Source organism: Vibrio sp. La 4.2.2, from assembly GCF_027586995.1.
GTDB lineage: Bacteria > Pseudomonadota > Gammaproteobacteria > Enterobacterales > Vibrionaceae > Vibrio > Vibrio mediterranei.
On the sequence record NZ_JAPPTJ010000001.1, the window covers coordinates 289,936 to 305,866 of the forward strand.

The window sequence follows — 15,931 nt, forward strand, 5'->3', positions numbered from 1 at the left end:
TGAGTACCCTGCTCCACAACATTGGCACTCAAGAAGCTGTTCGTGACCATCATGGAAGATCATCACGAGGTTTGATTTTTCAGGTTAACGCTAATTCCCAATCATCAAATCGAGCGAAAATTCGAAAAAGAAAAAGATTAGTACCAGCCTGAGCGCATGATAAGTGAGACATGCCGTGACTAATACTTCCAAACTTGACCGCATCCGCGCCGACTACAACGTACAACACTGGAGCCAAAATTTCTTTGGCATCAATGACAGCGGCGATGTAACTGTTTCTCCTCGTAAAGACGGTCAACACCATGTTCCATTAACTCGTATTGCACAAGCACTTGAAGAAAAAGGCTTAACCTTGCCTGCCTTAGTGCGTTTTCCGCAAATCATCCATCAACGAGTTCATGGTATCTGCGACGCATTTAACCAAGCGATCAATGATTACGGATATAACAACGAATATCTATTGGTTTACCCAATTAAAGTGAACCAACAAAAAGACGTAGTAGAACAAATTCTTGCTAGCCAAGCAGAAGCAGAAACGAAACAGCTTGGTCTTGAAGCAGGAAGCAAACCTGAGTTAATGGCAGTACTGGCCATGGCTCAACGTGCGAGCTCAGTGATTGTTTGTAACGGCTACAAAGACAGAGAATACGTACGTCTTGCACTGATTGGCGAAAAGCTTGGCCACAAAGTGTTCATCGTTCTTGAGAAGCTATCCGAGCTGGATATCGTTCTTAAGGAAGCAAAAGCACTAAACGTTAAACCTCGTGTCGGTTTACGTATTCGCCTAGCATCACAAGGTGCAGGTAAGTGGCAAGCAAGCGGCGGTGAAAAGTCGAAATTTGGTTTGTCAGCGTCTCAAGTGCTACAAGTCGTTGAAAGATTGAAAGCTGAAGACCAGCTAGAAATGCTTCAGTTAGTTCACTTCCATCTAGGTTCGCAGATGGCCAACATCCGTGATGTACGCAATGGTGTGAATGAGGCTGCACGTTTCTACTGTGAGCTTCGCAAAATGTCAGTGCCTATTGCTTACTTCGACGTTGGGGGCGGCCTAGCCGTTGATTACGATGGTACACGTAGCCAATCAAGCAGTTCAATGAACTACGGCTTAGCGGAGTACGCTCGCAACATCGTAAGTACCGTAGGTGATGTGTGTGCTCTTTATGAAGAAAGCGCGCCAGTGATCATTTCAGAATCTGGTCGCTCACTCACTGCACACCACGCTGTATTGATTACCAATGTAATAGGTACGGAAAGCTATAATGTGGAAACGGTTGATGCACCGAGCGAAGACGCTCCACTGCTGCTGCAAAATATGTGGCAGAACTGGCAAAACCTAAGAGCGGGCACCGATGCACGTGCACTTATCGAGATTTACAACGATACTCAAAGTGACCTGATCGAAGCTCAAACACTCTTCACTTCTGGTGTCGTGGATTTGCATCAGCGTGCTTGGGTTGAGCAATTAAGCTTAAGCATTTATGGCGAGCTACATAAACAAATGGACAACAAGAATCGTTTCCACAGACCGATTCTTGACGAACTAAGCGAGCGTTTGGCCGATAAGTTCTTCGTGAACTTTTCACTGTTCCAGTCGCTTCCTGATGCTTGGGGTATTGAGCAAGTATTCCCAGTGTTGCCACTATCTGGTTTAGGAAGTGAAGAGCAGACTCGTGCTGTTATGCTAGACATCACATGTGACTCTGATGGTGCAGTTGACCAATATGTTGATGGTCAAGGTATTGAGTCAACACTACCAGTGCCAGCTTGGAACAAAGACCAGCCATACTTAATGGGCTTCTTCCTAGTAGGCGCATACCAAGAGATCTTGGGTGATATGCATAACCTGTTTGGCGATACGCACAGCGCGGTAGTTAACGTCACTGATAATGGTGATTTCGAGTTTTCTGCTATCGACCTTGGCGATACTGTTGAAGACATGATGCGTTACGTGCACATTGACGTAGAAGCGATCAAAAACAACTACAAAGAGCTTGTTGAAAAACACATCGAAGCCGATGAACAGGCCTTAATTTTAGAAGAATTAGAATACGGCCTAACAGGCTATACCTATTTAGAGGATTTTTAAATGAATGATTTGTTTACTAAAACTGATTATTCACTGTATTCAAACGCGATGACGTTTGTTCGTCGTCCATACGTGAAAAATCCAGTTTCTGCTGACGCAGATGTGGTTGTCTTGGGTGTTCCACTCGACATGGCGACCTCTGGTCGCCCTGGCGCTCGTCTAGGGCCAGACGCCATTCGCCGTGCATCAGTCAATCTTGCGTGGGAAGGAAAGAAGTTTCCTTGGGATTTTAACGTATTCGACAAAACAAAAGTTATCGACTCTGGCGACCTAGTTTTCGACTGTGGTGACGCAGAAGATTTCACCTATCGCTTAGAAGCAGCGACTAGCGAAATTCTAAAGAGTGGTAAGACTATGCTCGCATTGGGTGGTGATCACTTCATCACACTGCCGATCTTACGCGCGTACGCTAAACATCACGGAGAAATGGCGCTAATCCATTTCGACGCACATACTGACACTTATGCTAATGGCAGTAGTTACGACCACGGTACCATGTTCTACCATGCGCCAAAAGAAGGGTTAATCTCAGCCAAGCATTCGATCCAAATAGGCATTCGTACTGAGTATGATTACGATGACCATGGTTTTAAAGTCATCAACGCAATGCAAGCGAATGACCAGAGTGTTGACGAAATTGTTAGCCAGATCCGTGAGACTATCGGTGACAAACCAGTGTATATCACGTTTGATATCGACTGCTTGGATCCCGCTTTCGCACCAGGAACGGGGACGCCAGTTTGCGGCGGACTAAACTCAGATAAAGTGCTTAAGATCATCCGCGCTTTGGCTGGTATCAACGTGGTAGGTATGGATGTGGTAGAAGTCTCACCTCCTTACGACCAAAGCGAACTGACTGCTCTCGCTGGTGCAACCATAGCGCTAGAGCTGCTTTATGTTTGGGCGAGTAGACCGACTCAAGATTAAACACAAAAAACAGCAAGGCTTAACGGCCTTGCTGTTTTTCTAATCCAACCACATTTTCGCCAGTGTCGGTACCCCCATTCCATTGATCTCGACCCCTGATAAGTTATGTGACGTCTTGAATATCATGTCATCTCGCCATAATGGGCAATAGTAGAACTGTTGGATAAGCCAGTTTTCAGCTTTGTGCATCTTTAATAGGAAGTCGTCACTAGTTTCACTCTCTTCTAGCCATTCATCTAGAAAGCGGGTCATATTTTTCTGGTTCTCCACAGAGAGACACCTTCGGAAAACATCAGAAGTTAAGAGCCACTCGTAGTACTGAAATGCTTGGTCCTCACTAAACACATAGCAGTCAAAAGAGATGTCAACGCTGTAATTATGTGCTTCGTCTTTATCTACCACGACCCAAGATTCAGATGCGACATCGATTTGCTCTAGCACTTTCAAAAGCAGGCTGCGATGTACGTGCCTGACTTCAATAACCACAGGTCTTCGAGGTAATGCAGATGTTGTCGTAAAGAAGTACAGTCCTTCCTTTTGATGACATCGCATTATGCTGTTTGCCTGACACATATTCACTTCAACCGCTCTGAATTGATTCACGATCCAATGTCGTTCTTCAGACGATAACATGTTGCTATGATGAATAAACTGAAGTACTAAACCACCATCTTGCTCAGCTACTTGGCTATCTTCATCATTGCTATGTGATAACTCTCTTAGTTCTTGAAAGTGGGCAGTTGTGGGAGAAGAATCCGCTTCCCAAAATTCGACTTGATCTATCAAGCCACCGAGTGCGAAATATCTGTGGTTTTTAGTAAAACTCCAGTGAAAAGTCTTAAACATACCAACAGAGTAAGGCCCCGTTCCGTTAGGAAAGCTTGGTTGTTCGGTATCAAAGATCCCTGAATGGACGTCCGCTAAAAGGTGAACAAATACAGGGTCATGTTGACGTAGTTTTATGTGAACCCATTGTCCCTCAATAGTGATGCTCTCTAAATGCCTGAATAGTATTTTGTAGCTATGCTCACTAGTATGCCTGATTAACAGATTGTCCTTCACTCTATCTGCCGTTAGTCTTTGATTATCATGAAAAAAGACGTCATTTCTTAATCGGAAGCTCAGTTGATTATCTTGATAGCTGAAATGGTGGGCAAGGTGCGGTATGACACGCTGAGTGACAGTATCAAATCTTAACAATGTATCAAATACGCCCTCAAGTAGCATGATAGAGCGAGACGAACGAGCATGCATCGGTCGCCATTCAGGAACTGGGAATGGAGTCGCATAGATCAACGTATTTTGCTTTCTTAGCTCACTTTCTGCATCTTGTAACCAATTAGAAAGGTTGGCTTTAAAGTCAATCTGGTAATCAAAGTGTTCCGCTAATTCAAACGCTGTTTGGACTTGTCCTGCACCAACTAAAGCTCTCAGCTGATTTAGGATAACTGCCTTAAAGTCAACAAGTAATGTAACTTTAGACAAGTTACCTCGCCCTCTACCTGCTTTCCAATCTAGCCACCCACGCTCCATCAAAGTGCCCATCAGCTTGCTGACATTACGTTCGGAACACGACAGATTTTCCGCTAGTTCTCCTATCGTAACAGGATGAATGGTTCCGACTGAATATAGCTGATTGAGCTGTTGGAGCCTTCTAAGTTGCGTTATCGAGTAAAAAGGTGAACTTCCCATAATCATCTCTTCATTCTTTGTTCGCCAATTAGTTTACATAATAACCACACACTCAACCCGGAGGTCAATATGTATCCTGTATATTATCCAACACACACTGTAAGGGCCGAACGCCAAGATTACCGCTATGCCGCCAAAGCGACCGAACCTAAGCTGCTGAGCATTTTATTTGTATTTCTTCAACTCATTCTTGTTCTGTAAGCGATTGGGGGAAAACCGATACCATGAGAGCAAACTCACATTTTGCAGATAGAAAAAAGCCTCGATACTGTTGCCAGCATCGAGGCTTCTAGAAAATACCTACTTACCACATCAAGTCATCAGGCACCACATACTGCGCATATGGATCATCCTCTTCAAGGACTTCCTCTTTCGATTCATTCTCGATGATAGTTTCTGAATCACGTTCCATGATCTTCTTGGCAACGATACTTGGAATAACCGTATAACTGTCTTCTTGTCGTGCTATAGAAAGTATTCCTTTGCTAAGCTGATCTCGGACTTCCTGAGTCACATATATAGACTTCACAAGCGTGCCGTCAGTGAAATTGTATTTAATGTCACCGTCGCGCTGTTCAATAACATTTAATGTGATTAATTGTTTAACTTGAGCCTTAATCTCTTTGCTCAACTTTTCTTCGTCACGTTGTTTGTTTAACGCTTGATCTCGTTCTTTTTGAGCCGCTTTGTTCTCTTCAACAGCCGCTTTTGCTTCACGAGCTTGAACACGAGATTTTTTAGAGCCTTTTTTGGCTTTCTTCAGTTTTTTTTCGTTTACAAGGCCAGCTTTCAACATCTGTTCTTGTAGGCTTAGTTTCGACATGGGACGTAGACCTGAATCAATTTACCTATTGCCTTAATGTTCCCAAGAAATTCGCGCGAGAGCAAGTGCTACGCTGCTATCTCAAAATAAAAATCCGCCACATCAAATCAGAGATCACGTTGGTATTTAAACACTTTGAGACTTACGTAGGATTGCTATATGTTATTGCTTAGAAAATAACAAAAAATTAACGATTTTATGCTGCTCGACATCACTCAATTAGCCACCTTATTTGTTGCCGGTATTCTCGGCGGTATTCTCAACTCCATTGCTGGAGGGGGAAGTTTTATTACTTTCCCTGCCCTACTTCTAGCTGGTGTCCCTCCAATCACTGCCAATGCCACCAACACATTCGCCGCATGTGCTGGCTATATAAGTGGCACCTACGCGTTCAGACGAGAAATTGTCAGAGACAGAGCAAATCTTGCCAAGATCATTGTACTAAGCCTTTTTGGTGGTATTACCGGTAGTTTCCTTTTGATCCAAGTCTCTGAGCAACAGTTTGTTACTGCGGTACCTTGGCTTCTTTTAGTCGCTACCTTGTTGTTCTTATTTGGCGACATCATCAATAACCACCTCAAAAAGGTCAGCAGCCACGCTAAGCTTGGCTTGTTAATATCGCTGATGCTTTCATTGTTCCTAATAGGGGTAGGTGTATTTGGCGGATTCTTCAATGCGGGTTTAGGGGTTATCGGGCTGAGTTATTTAGCGGTAGCAGGCTATCGTGACATCAACCTAATGAACGGACTCAAACTGCTAATTTCAACCTGTGTGTCAGCTATTGCCATCGTACTTTTTATCTTCAATGGATTGATTGATTGGCAATCAGGTATTGCTGTCATGCTGGGCACATTAACGGGCGGTTACTTTGCTGCTGATTTATCACGAAAAGTACCCCAATCTTACGTTCGTGGCTTTGTGGCGCTGAGCTCTATTGCCATCACCTGCTATTTTTTCTACGACACATACCTATAACCAGTAGGAATAATCAATATAGCTTATATAACCCTCTGACCTATCAATGACAAAGTGATGACCGGACGGTAATCAACCAGGTGTGTGGATATGTTACTGATACTTCCTACCCTTATTAGTAAATGTATCCAAAAACACCGAGGCCTTCATGTCAGTACGCTACGCGGTTCTATTATCGCTTGTTTCATCGGCGGCTTTTGCACAGCCAAACCCTTTCCCGACCATTCCCAATGATACTGGGAAAGAGTTTATGGTCAGTGCTACCAACCCTTACGTCACAAGCACTGGCTACACCGTTCTCAAGCAAGGTGGAAATGCTATTGATGCTATGGTGGCCATGCAAATGGTTATGTCGGTTGTTGAGCCGGACATGACTGGCATTGGCGGTGGTACCTTCGCCTTATATTACGACAATGAAACCAAAAACTTTACCGCCTACGATGGACGAGATGCCGCTCCAGCGAGTGCAACGCCCGACATGTTTCTCGATGACAACGGCAAGGCAATAAGCCGAAACGACATATTGGGACCTCGCTCCGTCGCAATACCAGGGACCCTTAAGCTCCTCTACGAAACACATAAAAAACATGGCAAGTTAGAGTGGGCACAGTTGGTCCAGCCAGCTATAGATTATGCTGAAAACGGCTACGCCATGAACAGCTATACCTATGACATTGTCGTGCGTGAAAGTGAACGTTTAATCAATGACCCTGAGATAAAAGCGCTGTACTGGAAAGGAGAGACGATTCGGCCAACTGGTACCAAAATGACCAACCCTAAAATGGCGAAAACACTTAAAATGATCGCCCAACAAGGGGATAGCTATCTCTATCAGGGTCCATTGGCAGAGCGTATTGTTGAGACGGTCAACGGACAGCTAAAAGACGGACAAGCCACACTCACTCTAAAGGATTTTACCGATTATCGAATGAAGCAACGCGATATCGTCCGCTCAAATTACCGAGGCAATCAAATCGTCTCATTTGGTTACCCTGCTTCCGGCGGTGTCCTTGTTTCCCAGTCACTTGATATGCTCGAGAAGTATGATATCTCCAACATGACGTACACCAGTGCCGAACCTTGGCGACTAATGGTAGAAGCGATGAGACTCGCTAAGGAAGATCGTATAGCGTACGCAGGCGATCCTAGCTACGTTGATACGCCCGTCAAAGAACTGCTTGCGGAAGACTATATCGATGATCGTTATGAGCTCATTCCTGAACAAGGGGCAGGTAATAAGAAATCGATAAAACCAGGATTGCCTCCGGCTAAGACGCCAGCCAATCACGAGGGTTTTGAGAGTCAAGACACTGGACATATTTCTATCGTCGATGCACAGGGTAACGCGGTAGCCATGACGAGTACCGTCGGAACGGGAATGGGCTCCGGCGTTATGGTCGATGGCGTTTTACTTAATGCTCAGATGGCAAACTTCTCTTCAATTCCGAGTATCAAGGGTAAACCAGTTCAAAACTCTATCGAACCAGGTAAGCGACCACGTTCTGCCATCACGCCACTAATGATGATGGATGACAAAGGCCAGTTGCGTTTGGTGGTTGGCAGTCCGGGTAGTTCTCAGATTCCGGGGTATGTGCTAAAAACCATCGTTGGTATTGTTGATTGGAATCTTCCAGCTCAAGATGCTATCGACCTGCCCAACATTCAGTACGGGACAAAAATCGACCGTACCAAGCCATATAACCCCACAGGTCTATTGGTCGAAAAGCGCACCTTTGCAGAGTCTATGGTGCCGGAATTTGCCGAAATGGGCTACAAAGTTCACGTCATCCCTGTGGTAAGCGGGCTCAACGCAATTGAAATTAAGGATGGCGAGTTACATGGCGCCACTGATCGTCGCCGAGCCTCGACTTCGTTAGGTGATTAAACTTCTCTTTGACATAGTTTCACTCACTTAAAAGACAGAGCCTCATGACTATACTGAGGCTCCTGTTTTATAACTTAGTTAAACCTTCATACACAATAAATGAACTAAGTTGATAGAAACTATAAGAACTGCCTCAGGATTCAAAAAAGAAGGTTAACTCGAATCTTTACTTCCAACGATACTGAATAAGAAATATCCATCAGCGGTACTTTTTACAGTCCCACTACCTCTAGGTCCTCAGTGCTGTTTCTCCCTCTTCTCAAATTAAGTAGTGTAACTTCAGAGTAAGCTTTATTGACACTGAGTGACATGATGCTGTTTTAACCACTGGTTAATCTAAGCCTTAGTTAAATGAATCAAGACTTTACCTTTAACAGAGGCCAGACATGAAATATCAAGATCGTTTAGAAGAAACCGTGAACCATCTCGGCATGGTATTAGCAGAGCAAAAGCAGTTACTTGAAGAACACAAAGCAACCATGAACTACGCCGAGCGTCTTGAGAATATTCTCACTCCAACAGACACACTCACAACCAAGGGCGATGATCTGTTAATTGGAGGCTGCAAAGCAAACGATCTTATTGAACAGTATGGCAGCCCGCTATTTGTGCTGAGTGAAGATACACTGCGTGGTAACCTGCGTCGTGTTAAAGCAGCGTTTGGGAATTACTGGCCGAAACCTGTCAACGTTATGTTCGCAATCAAGTCGAATACTAACTTCGCGGTACGTGCTATTTGTAATGAAGAAGGTGTTGGCGGTGATTGCTTTGGTCCGGGTGAAGTAGAAGCGACTCATATTGCTGGAGCAGATCCGAAAACGATCGCTCTCAACGGCACCGTAAAGCCTGAGCTAGCAATTCGCAAAGCGATTGAGTACGGCTATGCCATTCACCTAGACTCTTATGAAGAAATCGAAATAGTTGAACGTATCGCCCGTGAAGTAAAACCTGAGGACAAAGTAAGAATTGCTGTTCGTCTCAAGGTTCTACCAGACGACTTCTTCGACAACTTCTCACCAGATGCCTACCCATTCCCTGACTTCAAAGGTGCAATGAAGTGGATCAAGTTTGGTTTGTTGCGTGAAGAAGCGAAGAAAATCGTTAACCGCGTAAAAGAGATCGATATATTTGAATTCTACGGCTTCCACACTCACCTAGGTCGTTTCTCTAAAGATCCAGCAGGCTGGGATGCGTTGTATCGCCAATATGCTAAAGATGTGATTGAAATTTCTCGTGCTTGTGATGTTCAACCATTCCAAGTCGACCTTGGCGGCGGTTGGCCACGTGAACGTGAGCCTGAATGTCGTAGCAAAGAGCACATGATGAACGCCAATACCATTGAAGACTACGCAAAAGTGGTTTGCGCGGGCATGTTGGACGAATTCAACCGTGCTGGTTTTGACATCCCTCAGTTGTGGTTAGAACCGGGCCGTTATATTGCAGGTAACATAGGTACGCTTCTCACGTCCGTTTATGTCGTTAAAGACGATCAAGAAATGGACTACACCTACACTATGGTGGATGCGTCTACTTACCTAGCGACCTTGGTGGAATCTCAGGAGTCGAAAAACCCTGTCCTTCCAGCAAATAAAATGACACAACCAGTGGTAGCAAAAACTACTGAGATTGCAGGACCAATCTGCATCCCTTCAATCTGGGAAAGTGGTGCCACCATGCCTGAACTGCAACCAAAAGATGTACTGGCGATTATGGATGTAGGACACTACGCTGAGTCTCAGGCCAGCCAATTTAACTCGTTACCGCGCCCGGCTACAGTACTGGTTAAGGATGGTCAATCTGAACTAATCAAGCGCGCAGAAACCGTAGAAGATGTGTTTGCAACTCAGATACTTCCAGAACGTTTTATCAAAGCAAAAGCGGAACTCGAAAAAGCCAGAACACCAGTGAAAAAGCCAGCACGTAAAGCTGCGACGAAGAAGCCAGCAGCCAAAACAGCAGCTAAAAAGCCCGCTGCCAAAAAGCCTGCGGCTCGCAGAGTGTCTCGTAGAAGCGCCGACAAAATATAGAGTAACGTAGAACGAAAAAGCTCCTCGCCACTGGTAGGAGCTTTTTTGCCTTAAGCTTATTTGGAGTAGATATGCCTAAACGTGAGATTAATCCTCGGTTCAACATGGCGGGCTGTTTTCGGTACCGTATGTAACCAATGGTGCTGTGTATCACCAGCCATCACTAATAGACTTCCACTGGGTAAATCTAGCGTTATCTTTTGCTTGGTTTCTCGATGTTTAAGCGCAAATCGGCGGGTGCCACCAAAGCTCAACGATGCGATCACTGGAGAGTTGCCAAGTTCTGGTTCGTTATCGCTATGCCAACCATTCGAGTCTTGTCCTGTTCGATACAGATTAGCTAAAACCGAATTAAACGGTGCTTCAGAAGCCAACTCACATCGCCGTCTTAAGTCTTCGAGATGCGGTGTCCAAGGTAGCGGATCCAACGTTAAATTGGAGTATTGATAACTCGCATCACCATACCATGCTTGCAACCTTGGTATCGTCACCCATTTACCAAACATCATGATCTTATCTTCACGCCATTGCAGCTCGCTGTTTAACAGACGAAACCACTCTAATGATTCGAACACGTCAATAAAATCAGGAATCCACAGTAGTTTGCCGCCCAGTACTTCAGTCCAACGTCCTTGTGCTAATTCCATAGTTAAAACTCGATAACTTCTCCGTCTTCGGGAATGAACACTTTATCTGATAGACCATGTTTTTCCAGTGATCGACGCAGCGTTTCTCGGTCAACTGGGCAGTGGTTTAGTGCTTCCATATGATTTGCGATAACTTTACCCGGAGACAAGCGGATGAACTCCATTACCTCATTGGTAGGCATCAATAACGGTTGCCCCACATCCATTTGCGCTTGACCTGCTGCCACAACAGTAATGTCTGGCTTAAGCTCGTTAAGCGCTCTTTTTACGTCCTCTGTCAACACAGTATCACCACTGATATAAATACTTGGTTCATTTGGAAGTCGTAAAAAGAACCCAAATCCATTTGCCATCACTTTATGGATCCAACCATGACCGTGCTGAGCAGGTACACCAACGATTTCTCCTCCTAGAAATGGTATTGGTTTCCATGCTTCGAGACCATTCGCTACCGTTATCCCATATTTTTCGAGATACGCTTTATCTTTGAGAGGAGTCGTAACTGGTACTTGATGATCAATTAAGAATTTTTCACCCGCGGGGTCTAAATGATCCCCATGCTGGAGAGGCTTAAAACCAAATGTCTGGCTGTGAGTAACAAGGGCTTGATTTACCCTATTAAGTATCGAATCCGCATTGGTTGGAAGATCAACGGTAGGGTTCTTTTCTGCTTTAAATCGAAACACAGAAAAAGGAGGCATTGACCCTTTTTCTCCAAGCATTGGGTCAATCAAAATGAAATTTTCGCCAGATTCAATAACAAACGTGGCGCTTCTTAAGTGATGAATTTTCATAGTTACCTCCTATCTGAATATAGGATAATTATGCAAAAGCCAAAGCGTGTGCAATACTGTCCCATGGGACATCTATCGCTCATATCGGGTCACAACAAATAAAATGAGTCAATACACAGTCGCCTTAGTGGCACTTAACAATATTAGTGCATTTCATCTGTCGGTACCTTGCTTGGTATTTCAAGATGTCTTTGTAGAACAGCAACCGCTTTTTGAGTTGATGATCTGCAGTGAAAGTAGCAACCACATTTCACTCAGTACTGGATTTCAAGCTTCTGTCAGTCACGACTTGTCCGCGCTCGATAAAGCGGACATTATCATTGTCCCCAGCTGGCCTAATTCACTTCCCGAACCAAGTGAGACCTTACTAAAACGGTTACGAGTGAACTATCAACGAGGTGCCACCATCGTTGGTCTTTGTTTAGGCGCTTATGCCCTAGCAAAAGCTGGCTTATTAGATGGTAAACGCGCAACGACCCATTGGGGATTCCAACAGATTTTCATCGACGCTTTTCCACGAGTCGATATAGATTGTGAGCCCCTTTTTATCGAACAGGATAGAATCATCACATCAGCTGGAACAGCAGCCTCGCTTGACTGCTGCTTGCATATTGTTCGCTCTTTGTGCGGGAGCGATATTGCATCAAAACTTGCTCGTATGATGGTGACAGCTCCGTTTCGGAGTGGTGGGCAACTACAGTACATTCCTAATCCGATCACCAAGCAACCTGACAAACCGACCAGCTTTGGCCACGTTATTGGTGAAATCGAGCAACACCTTGCCGAACATTATGATTTAGACAGTGTTGCACAGCGCTGCGCAATGAGTCGTCGCACATTTACACGACAATTTAAAGCGGCTTACGGCTGTACTTTTGGAGAATGGTTACTAAACAAAAGACTCGCTCTCAGCCAGCAACTACTAGAGTCAACCCACTATACAGTGGCGACCACTGCCGAACTTTCTGGGTTTGGCTCAGAAAGTGTGTTTCGTAAGCACTTCAAAGCAGCGTTTAACACCTCACCGAGCCAATGGCGCGCGACCTTCCAAGGTTAACGTACCTTATGTTAGCCACATGAGCTTCTGACCACCAACTTGGGCGGGAACACCACGCTTTTGTATGGCTGTTTGTCGCCCTCCATGCGAGACAGAATGATCTCTCCCGCCGCACGGCCAATTTCTCGTGCTGAGACAGAGATGGAAGTCAGCGCAGGATTGGTATCCGCGGATTCTGCTACGTCATCAAAACCTACAACCGCGATATCTTTGCCCACGGTTTTACCGAGATCTTTTATGGCTCGCATTACGCCAAAAGCAACAATATCTTGGTAGCCAATAATAGCGGTAATTTCAGGGTGCTGATCCAGTAACTCCCTCGTTACCTTAGCACCCTCAGAACGACTTGCTGAACAGCTTCGAATGTATCGTTCATTGAACGGGATGCCATGTTCCATCAACTTCGACATATAACCCCCAAGACGATGGGAACGCGTCTTCGAGATCTCCAGTCCACCAACGAACGCAATATGCTTGTGACCTTTTTTGATAAGGTGCTCGGTTGCCAACTGCAAGCCCATAAAGTTATTGGTACCAACGAAATCAAATTGATCTTCTCCAATAGGTCGAACAGCCAACACTATTGGGAAACCACGACTTTGTACTGTCTCCAAGAAGTCCAAATTAGTTTCCATCGCAGGACACATTACTACACCACCAGCGTTCTGGCTCAACAATGAATCAATGAACTTGCTTTGACGCTCAACGCTCTCTTCAGCATTAGCGAGAAACAGTAGCGAATCTTGCTCTTCAAGATAATGGCTAAGTCCTGCGATCATTTCAGAGAAAAAAGGGTTGGTAATATCAGGTGTGACGAGCCCGACTAGATTACTACGCTTATGTCGCAAGTTAGCCGCTGCTTGATTGTAAACATAACCAAGCTCCTTAACCGCCTCTAAAACCCGCTCACGAGTAGTCGCCGAGATTCGTCCTTTGTTAGTCAATACCATGGACACAGTCGCGGTGGAAACACCGCAATGCTTAGCCACGTCCGCAATGGTTGCTTTGGCCATGTTGAACTCCAGTAAATGAAATTAGCACCAGTTATAGCGACTTTCTTTTCTGATTAAAACAAGGTTAATCGATTAACCTAATCAACTGTCATTTATCGTCATGATTATGTGATTAACTACAAAATTGCCTCGCCAATTATTGGTTAACAACTGCTAAATGAGTGGTTAAACGCGTTAACCAGTTTGTTAGTTGATTAACTGAGTGATTAGACTGTAGTCAAATGATTAACTCAAGGTGATGTATGAAGTACCTATCTGGTCAATCCAATTATGACAAGTTTCCAAATGTAGAAGTGAAGGGCTTTGACCACGCTGCCGTTCGCGGTTGGGACAGTATCGTTGACACAATTGAACAACGTATTCAGGGCCAAGATAAACATATTTTGGTGATCGACACCTATCATGGTGTCAATCACAATGAACTCCTCGACCAGCTTGTTGCACCGCTCTCCCCCGCTCTTGTGGTGTCAATGGACGATGCGAAATACTCCGAAGAACACATCTTCGCCATGCTAGAACGCAACATTACCGATGATCGAGTATTTGGTGTCATTGCACCGCACAAGCTGGATGAGTTCTTTGACAGCGAAAAGCTACAAGGCTTGAAACAAACTGTTAGTAATGCTGATTCAGGTTTGATCGTTGTTATTGGTCATGGAGCTAGATTGGTCGCTGATGGTGATACCTTTGTTTACGCCGATTTAGCCCGTTGGGAAATTCAGCAACGCTTCCGCCGTGGAGAGCTTGGCAACTGGGGAGCAGAAAACTATAACGAAGACGTCCTGCGTAAATACAAGCGTTCATTCTTTATTGAATGGCGTGTCTTCGACCGATATAAAACTAAGCTGCTGTCAGATGTGGATTTTCTATTAGACACTAACACCGCTTTTGACCCTAAAATGGTCTCTGGCACAGCGTTCAACGCAGGCTTACAGCAAGCAACAACTCAACCATTTAGACTGGTACCTTTCTTTGACCCTGGGGTCTGGGGCGGTCAATGGATGAAAGAAGTCTGCGACCTCGACCAAGACAAGCCTAACTATGCATGGTGTTTTGACTGCGTCCCTGAGGAAAACAGCTTACTGCTTAAGTACGGCGACGTTGTTGTCGAAATTCCATCGCAAGATTTGGTATTAACGCAACCGCGCGCTCTATTAGGCGACAGTGTCCATGCTCGCTTTGGCGCCGAGTTCCCGATTCGATTCGACTTCCTCGATACCATGCAAGGTCAGCATCTAAGTCTGCAAGTACACCCTCTGACCGAATACATTCAGAACGAGTTTGGGATGCACTATACCCAAGACGAGAGCTATTACATGTTAGACGCTGGAGAAAAAGCCAGTGTGTACCTTGGCACTAAGTCTGGCATCAACCCAGATGAAATGATGGATGATTTATATGCAGCGCAGCGCGGCGAAAAGTCATTCGATGATGAGCGCTTTATCAATCAATTCCCAGCGAAAAAGCACGACCATTTCTTAATCCCCGCGGGCACTATTCACTGCTCAGGCTCCGACTCTATGGTGCTTGAAATCAGTGCAACCCCATACATCTTCACTTTCAAACTGTGGGATTGGGATCGTCTAGGGCTTGATGGCCTACCACGACCAGTACATTTGGATCACGGTAAAGAAGTCATTCAATGGGAACGCAACACGGAATGGTGTCAGGAGCATCTAGTTAACGCCATTACGCCAATCACAGAAGGTGAAGGCTGGAGAGAAGAAAAAACGGGCCTTCATGAGCGTGAGTTTATCGAGACCCGACGCCACTGGTTCAGCAAACCCGTTCTTCATAAAACTGAGGGAACCGTCAATGTTCTGAACTTAGTCGAAGGTAAAGAGGCAATTATCTTGAGTCCAGACAATAAATTTGAGCCATTTGTTGTTCATTATGCCGAAACCTTCGTTATCCCAGCTCACATAGACGCTTATGTCATCCAACCATATGGCGAAAGCGAAGGAAAAGAAATTGCCACTATTAAAGCGTTCGTAAGAGGTTAATC

At 45.0% G+C, this 15,931-nt stretch carries 12 protein-coding genes; 7 read left to right on the top strand and 5 right to left on the bottom strand.

The genetic code is table 11. The features are described from left to right. The first annotated feature begins 175 nt into the window (after positions 1–175). On the top strand, positions 176–2,086 hold the full coding sequence (gene speA / locus OH456_RS01265; protein ID WP_270032625.1) for a biosynthetic arginine decarboxylase: 1,911 nt from the start codon (positions 176–178) through the stop codon (positions 2,084–2,086). Further along, the gene (gene speB, locus OH456_RS01270) at positions 2,087–3,013 is read left to right on the top strand and encodes an agmatinase (protein WP_198558701.1); all 927 of its coding nucleotides are present in this window, start codon (positions 2,087–2,089) and stop codon (positions 3,011–3,013) included. Positions 3,014–3,052: 39 nt separating this feature from the next. On the opposite strand, the gene OH456_RS01275 is transcribed toward speB, so the two are convergent. Continuing rightward, positions 3,053–4,705: an SgrR family transcriptional regulator gene (locus tag OH456_RS01275; protein ID WP_270032626.1), complete on the bottom strand. Its 1,653-nt coding sequence runs from the start codon at positions 4,703–4,705 to the stop codon at positions 3,053–3,055. A gap of 304 nt (positions 4,706–5,009) precedes the next feature. Next, positions 5,010–5,528, bottom strand: a complete 519-nt coding sequence (locus OH456_RS01280; protein WP_006069154.1) for a DUF2058 domain-containing protein — start codon at positions 5,526–5,528, stop codon at positions 5,010–5,012. 198 nt (positions 5,529–5,726) lie between these two features. Between OH456_RS01280 and OH456_RS01285 the strand changes: the two genes are divergently transcribed. From OH456_RS01285 to OH456_RS01295, 3 genes are all read left to right on the top strand, one after another. Beyond that, positions 5,727–6,503 (top strand): sulfite exporter TauE/SafE family protein, encoded by a 777-nt coding sequence (locus OH456_RS01285; protein WP_171388811.1) that lies wholly within the window; start codon positions 5,727–5,729, stop codon positions 6,501–6,503. Between the two features lie 148 nt (positions 6,504–6,651). Continuing rightward, positions 6,652–8,388 (top strand): gamma-glutamyltransferase, encoded by a 1,737-nt coding sequence (gene ggt / locus OH456_RS01290; RefSeq protein ID WP_270032627.1) that lies wholly within the window; start codon positions 6,652–6,654, stop codon positions 8,386–8,388. Between the two features lie 386 nt (positions 8,389–8,774). Then, positions 8,775–10,415 (top strand): diaminopimelate decarboxylase family protein, encoded by a 1,641-nt coding sequence (locus tag OH456_RS01295; protein WP_124941817.1) that lies wholly within the window; start codon positions 8,775–8,777, stop codon positions 10,413–10,415. 56 nt (positions 10,416–10,471) lie between these two features. On the opposite strand, the gene OH456_RS01300 is transcribed toward OH456_RS01295, so the two are convergent. Both OH456_RS01300 and OH456_RS01305 read right to left on the bottom strand, forming a co-directional pair. Beyond that, the gene (locus OH456_RS01300; RefSeq protein WP_006069158.1) at positions 10,472–11,062 is read right to left on the bottom strand and encodes an alpha-ketoglutarate-dependent dioxygenase AlkB family protein; all 591 of its coding nucleotides are present in this window, start codon (positions 11,060–11,062) and stop codon (positions 10,472–10,474) included. Between the two features lie 2 nt (positions 11,063–11,064). Next, complete coding sequence (locus OH456_RS01305) at positions 11,065–11,856, bottom strand: MBL fold metallo-hydrolase (protein ID WP_270032628.1); 792 nt, start codon at positions 11,854–11,856, stop codon at positions 11,065–11,067. 103 nt (positions 11,857–11,959) lie between these two features. Between OH456_RS01305 and OH456_RS01310 the strand changes: the two genes are divergently transcribed. After that, positions 11,960–12,913 (top strand): GlxA family transcriptional regulator, encoded by a 954-nt coding sequence (locus OH456_RS01310; protein WP_270032629.1) that lies wholly within the window; start codon positions 11,960–11,962, stop codon positions 12,911–12,913. 11 nt (positions 12,914–12,924) lie between these two features. Here OH456_RS01310 and OH456_RS01315 read toward each other — a convergent pair whose 3' ends face one another. Next, a complete protein-coding gene (locus OH456_RS01315; RefSeq protein ID WP_006069161.1) occupies positions 12,925–13,926 on the bottom strand; it encodes a LacI family DNA-binding transcriptional regulator in 1,002 nt (333 codons plus the stop codon). Between the two features lie 242 nt (positions 13,927–14,168). Here OH456_RS01315 and OH456_RS01320 point away from each other — a divergent pair, with 242 nt between their 5' ends. After that, entirely contained in the window at positions 14,169–15,929 is a 1,761-nt protein-coding gene (locus tag OH456_RS01320) for a class I mannose-6-phosphate isomerase (RefSeq protein WP_270032630.1), read from the top strand. Positions 15,930–15,931: the final 2 nt, after the last annotated feature.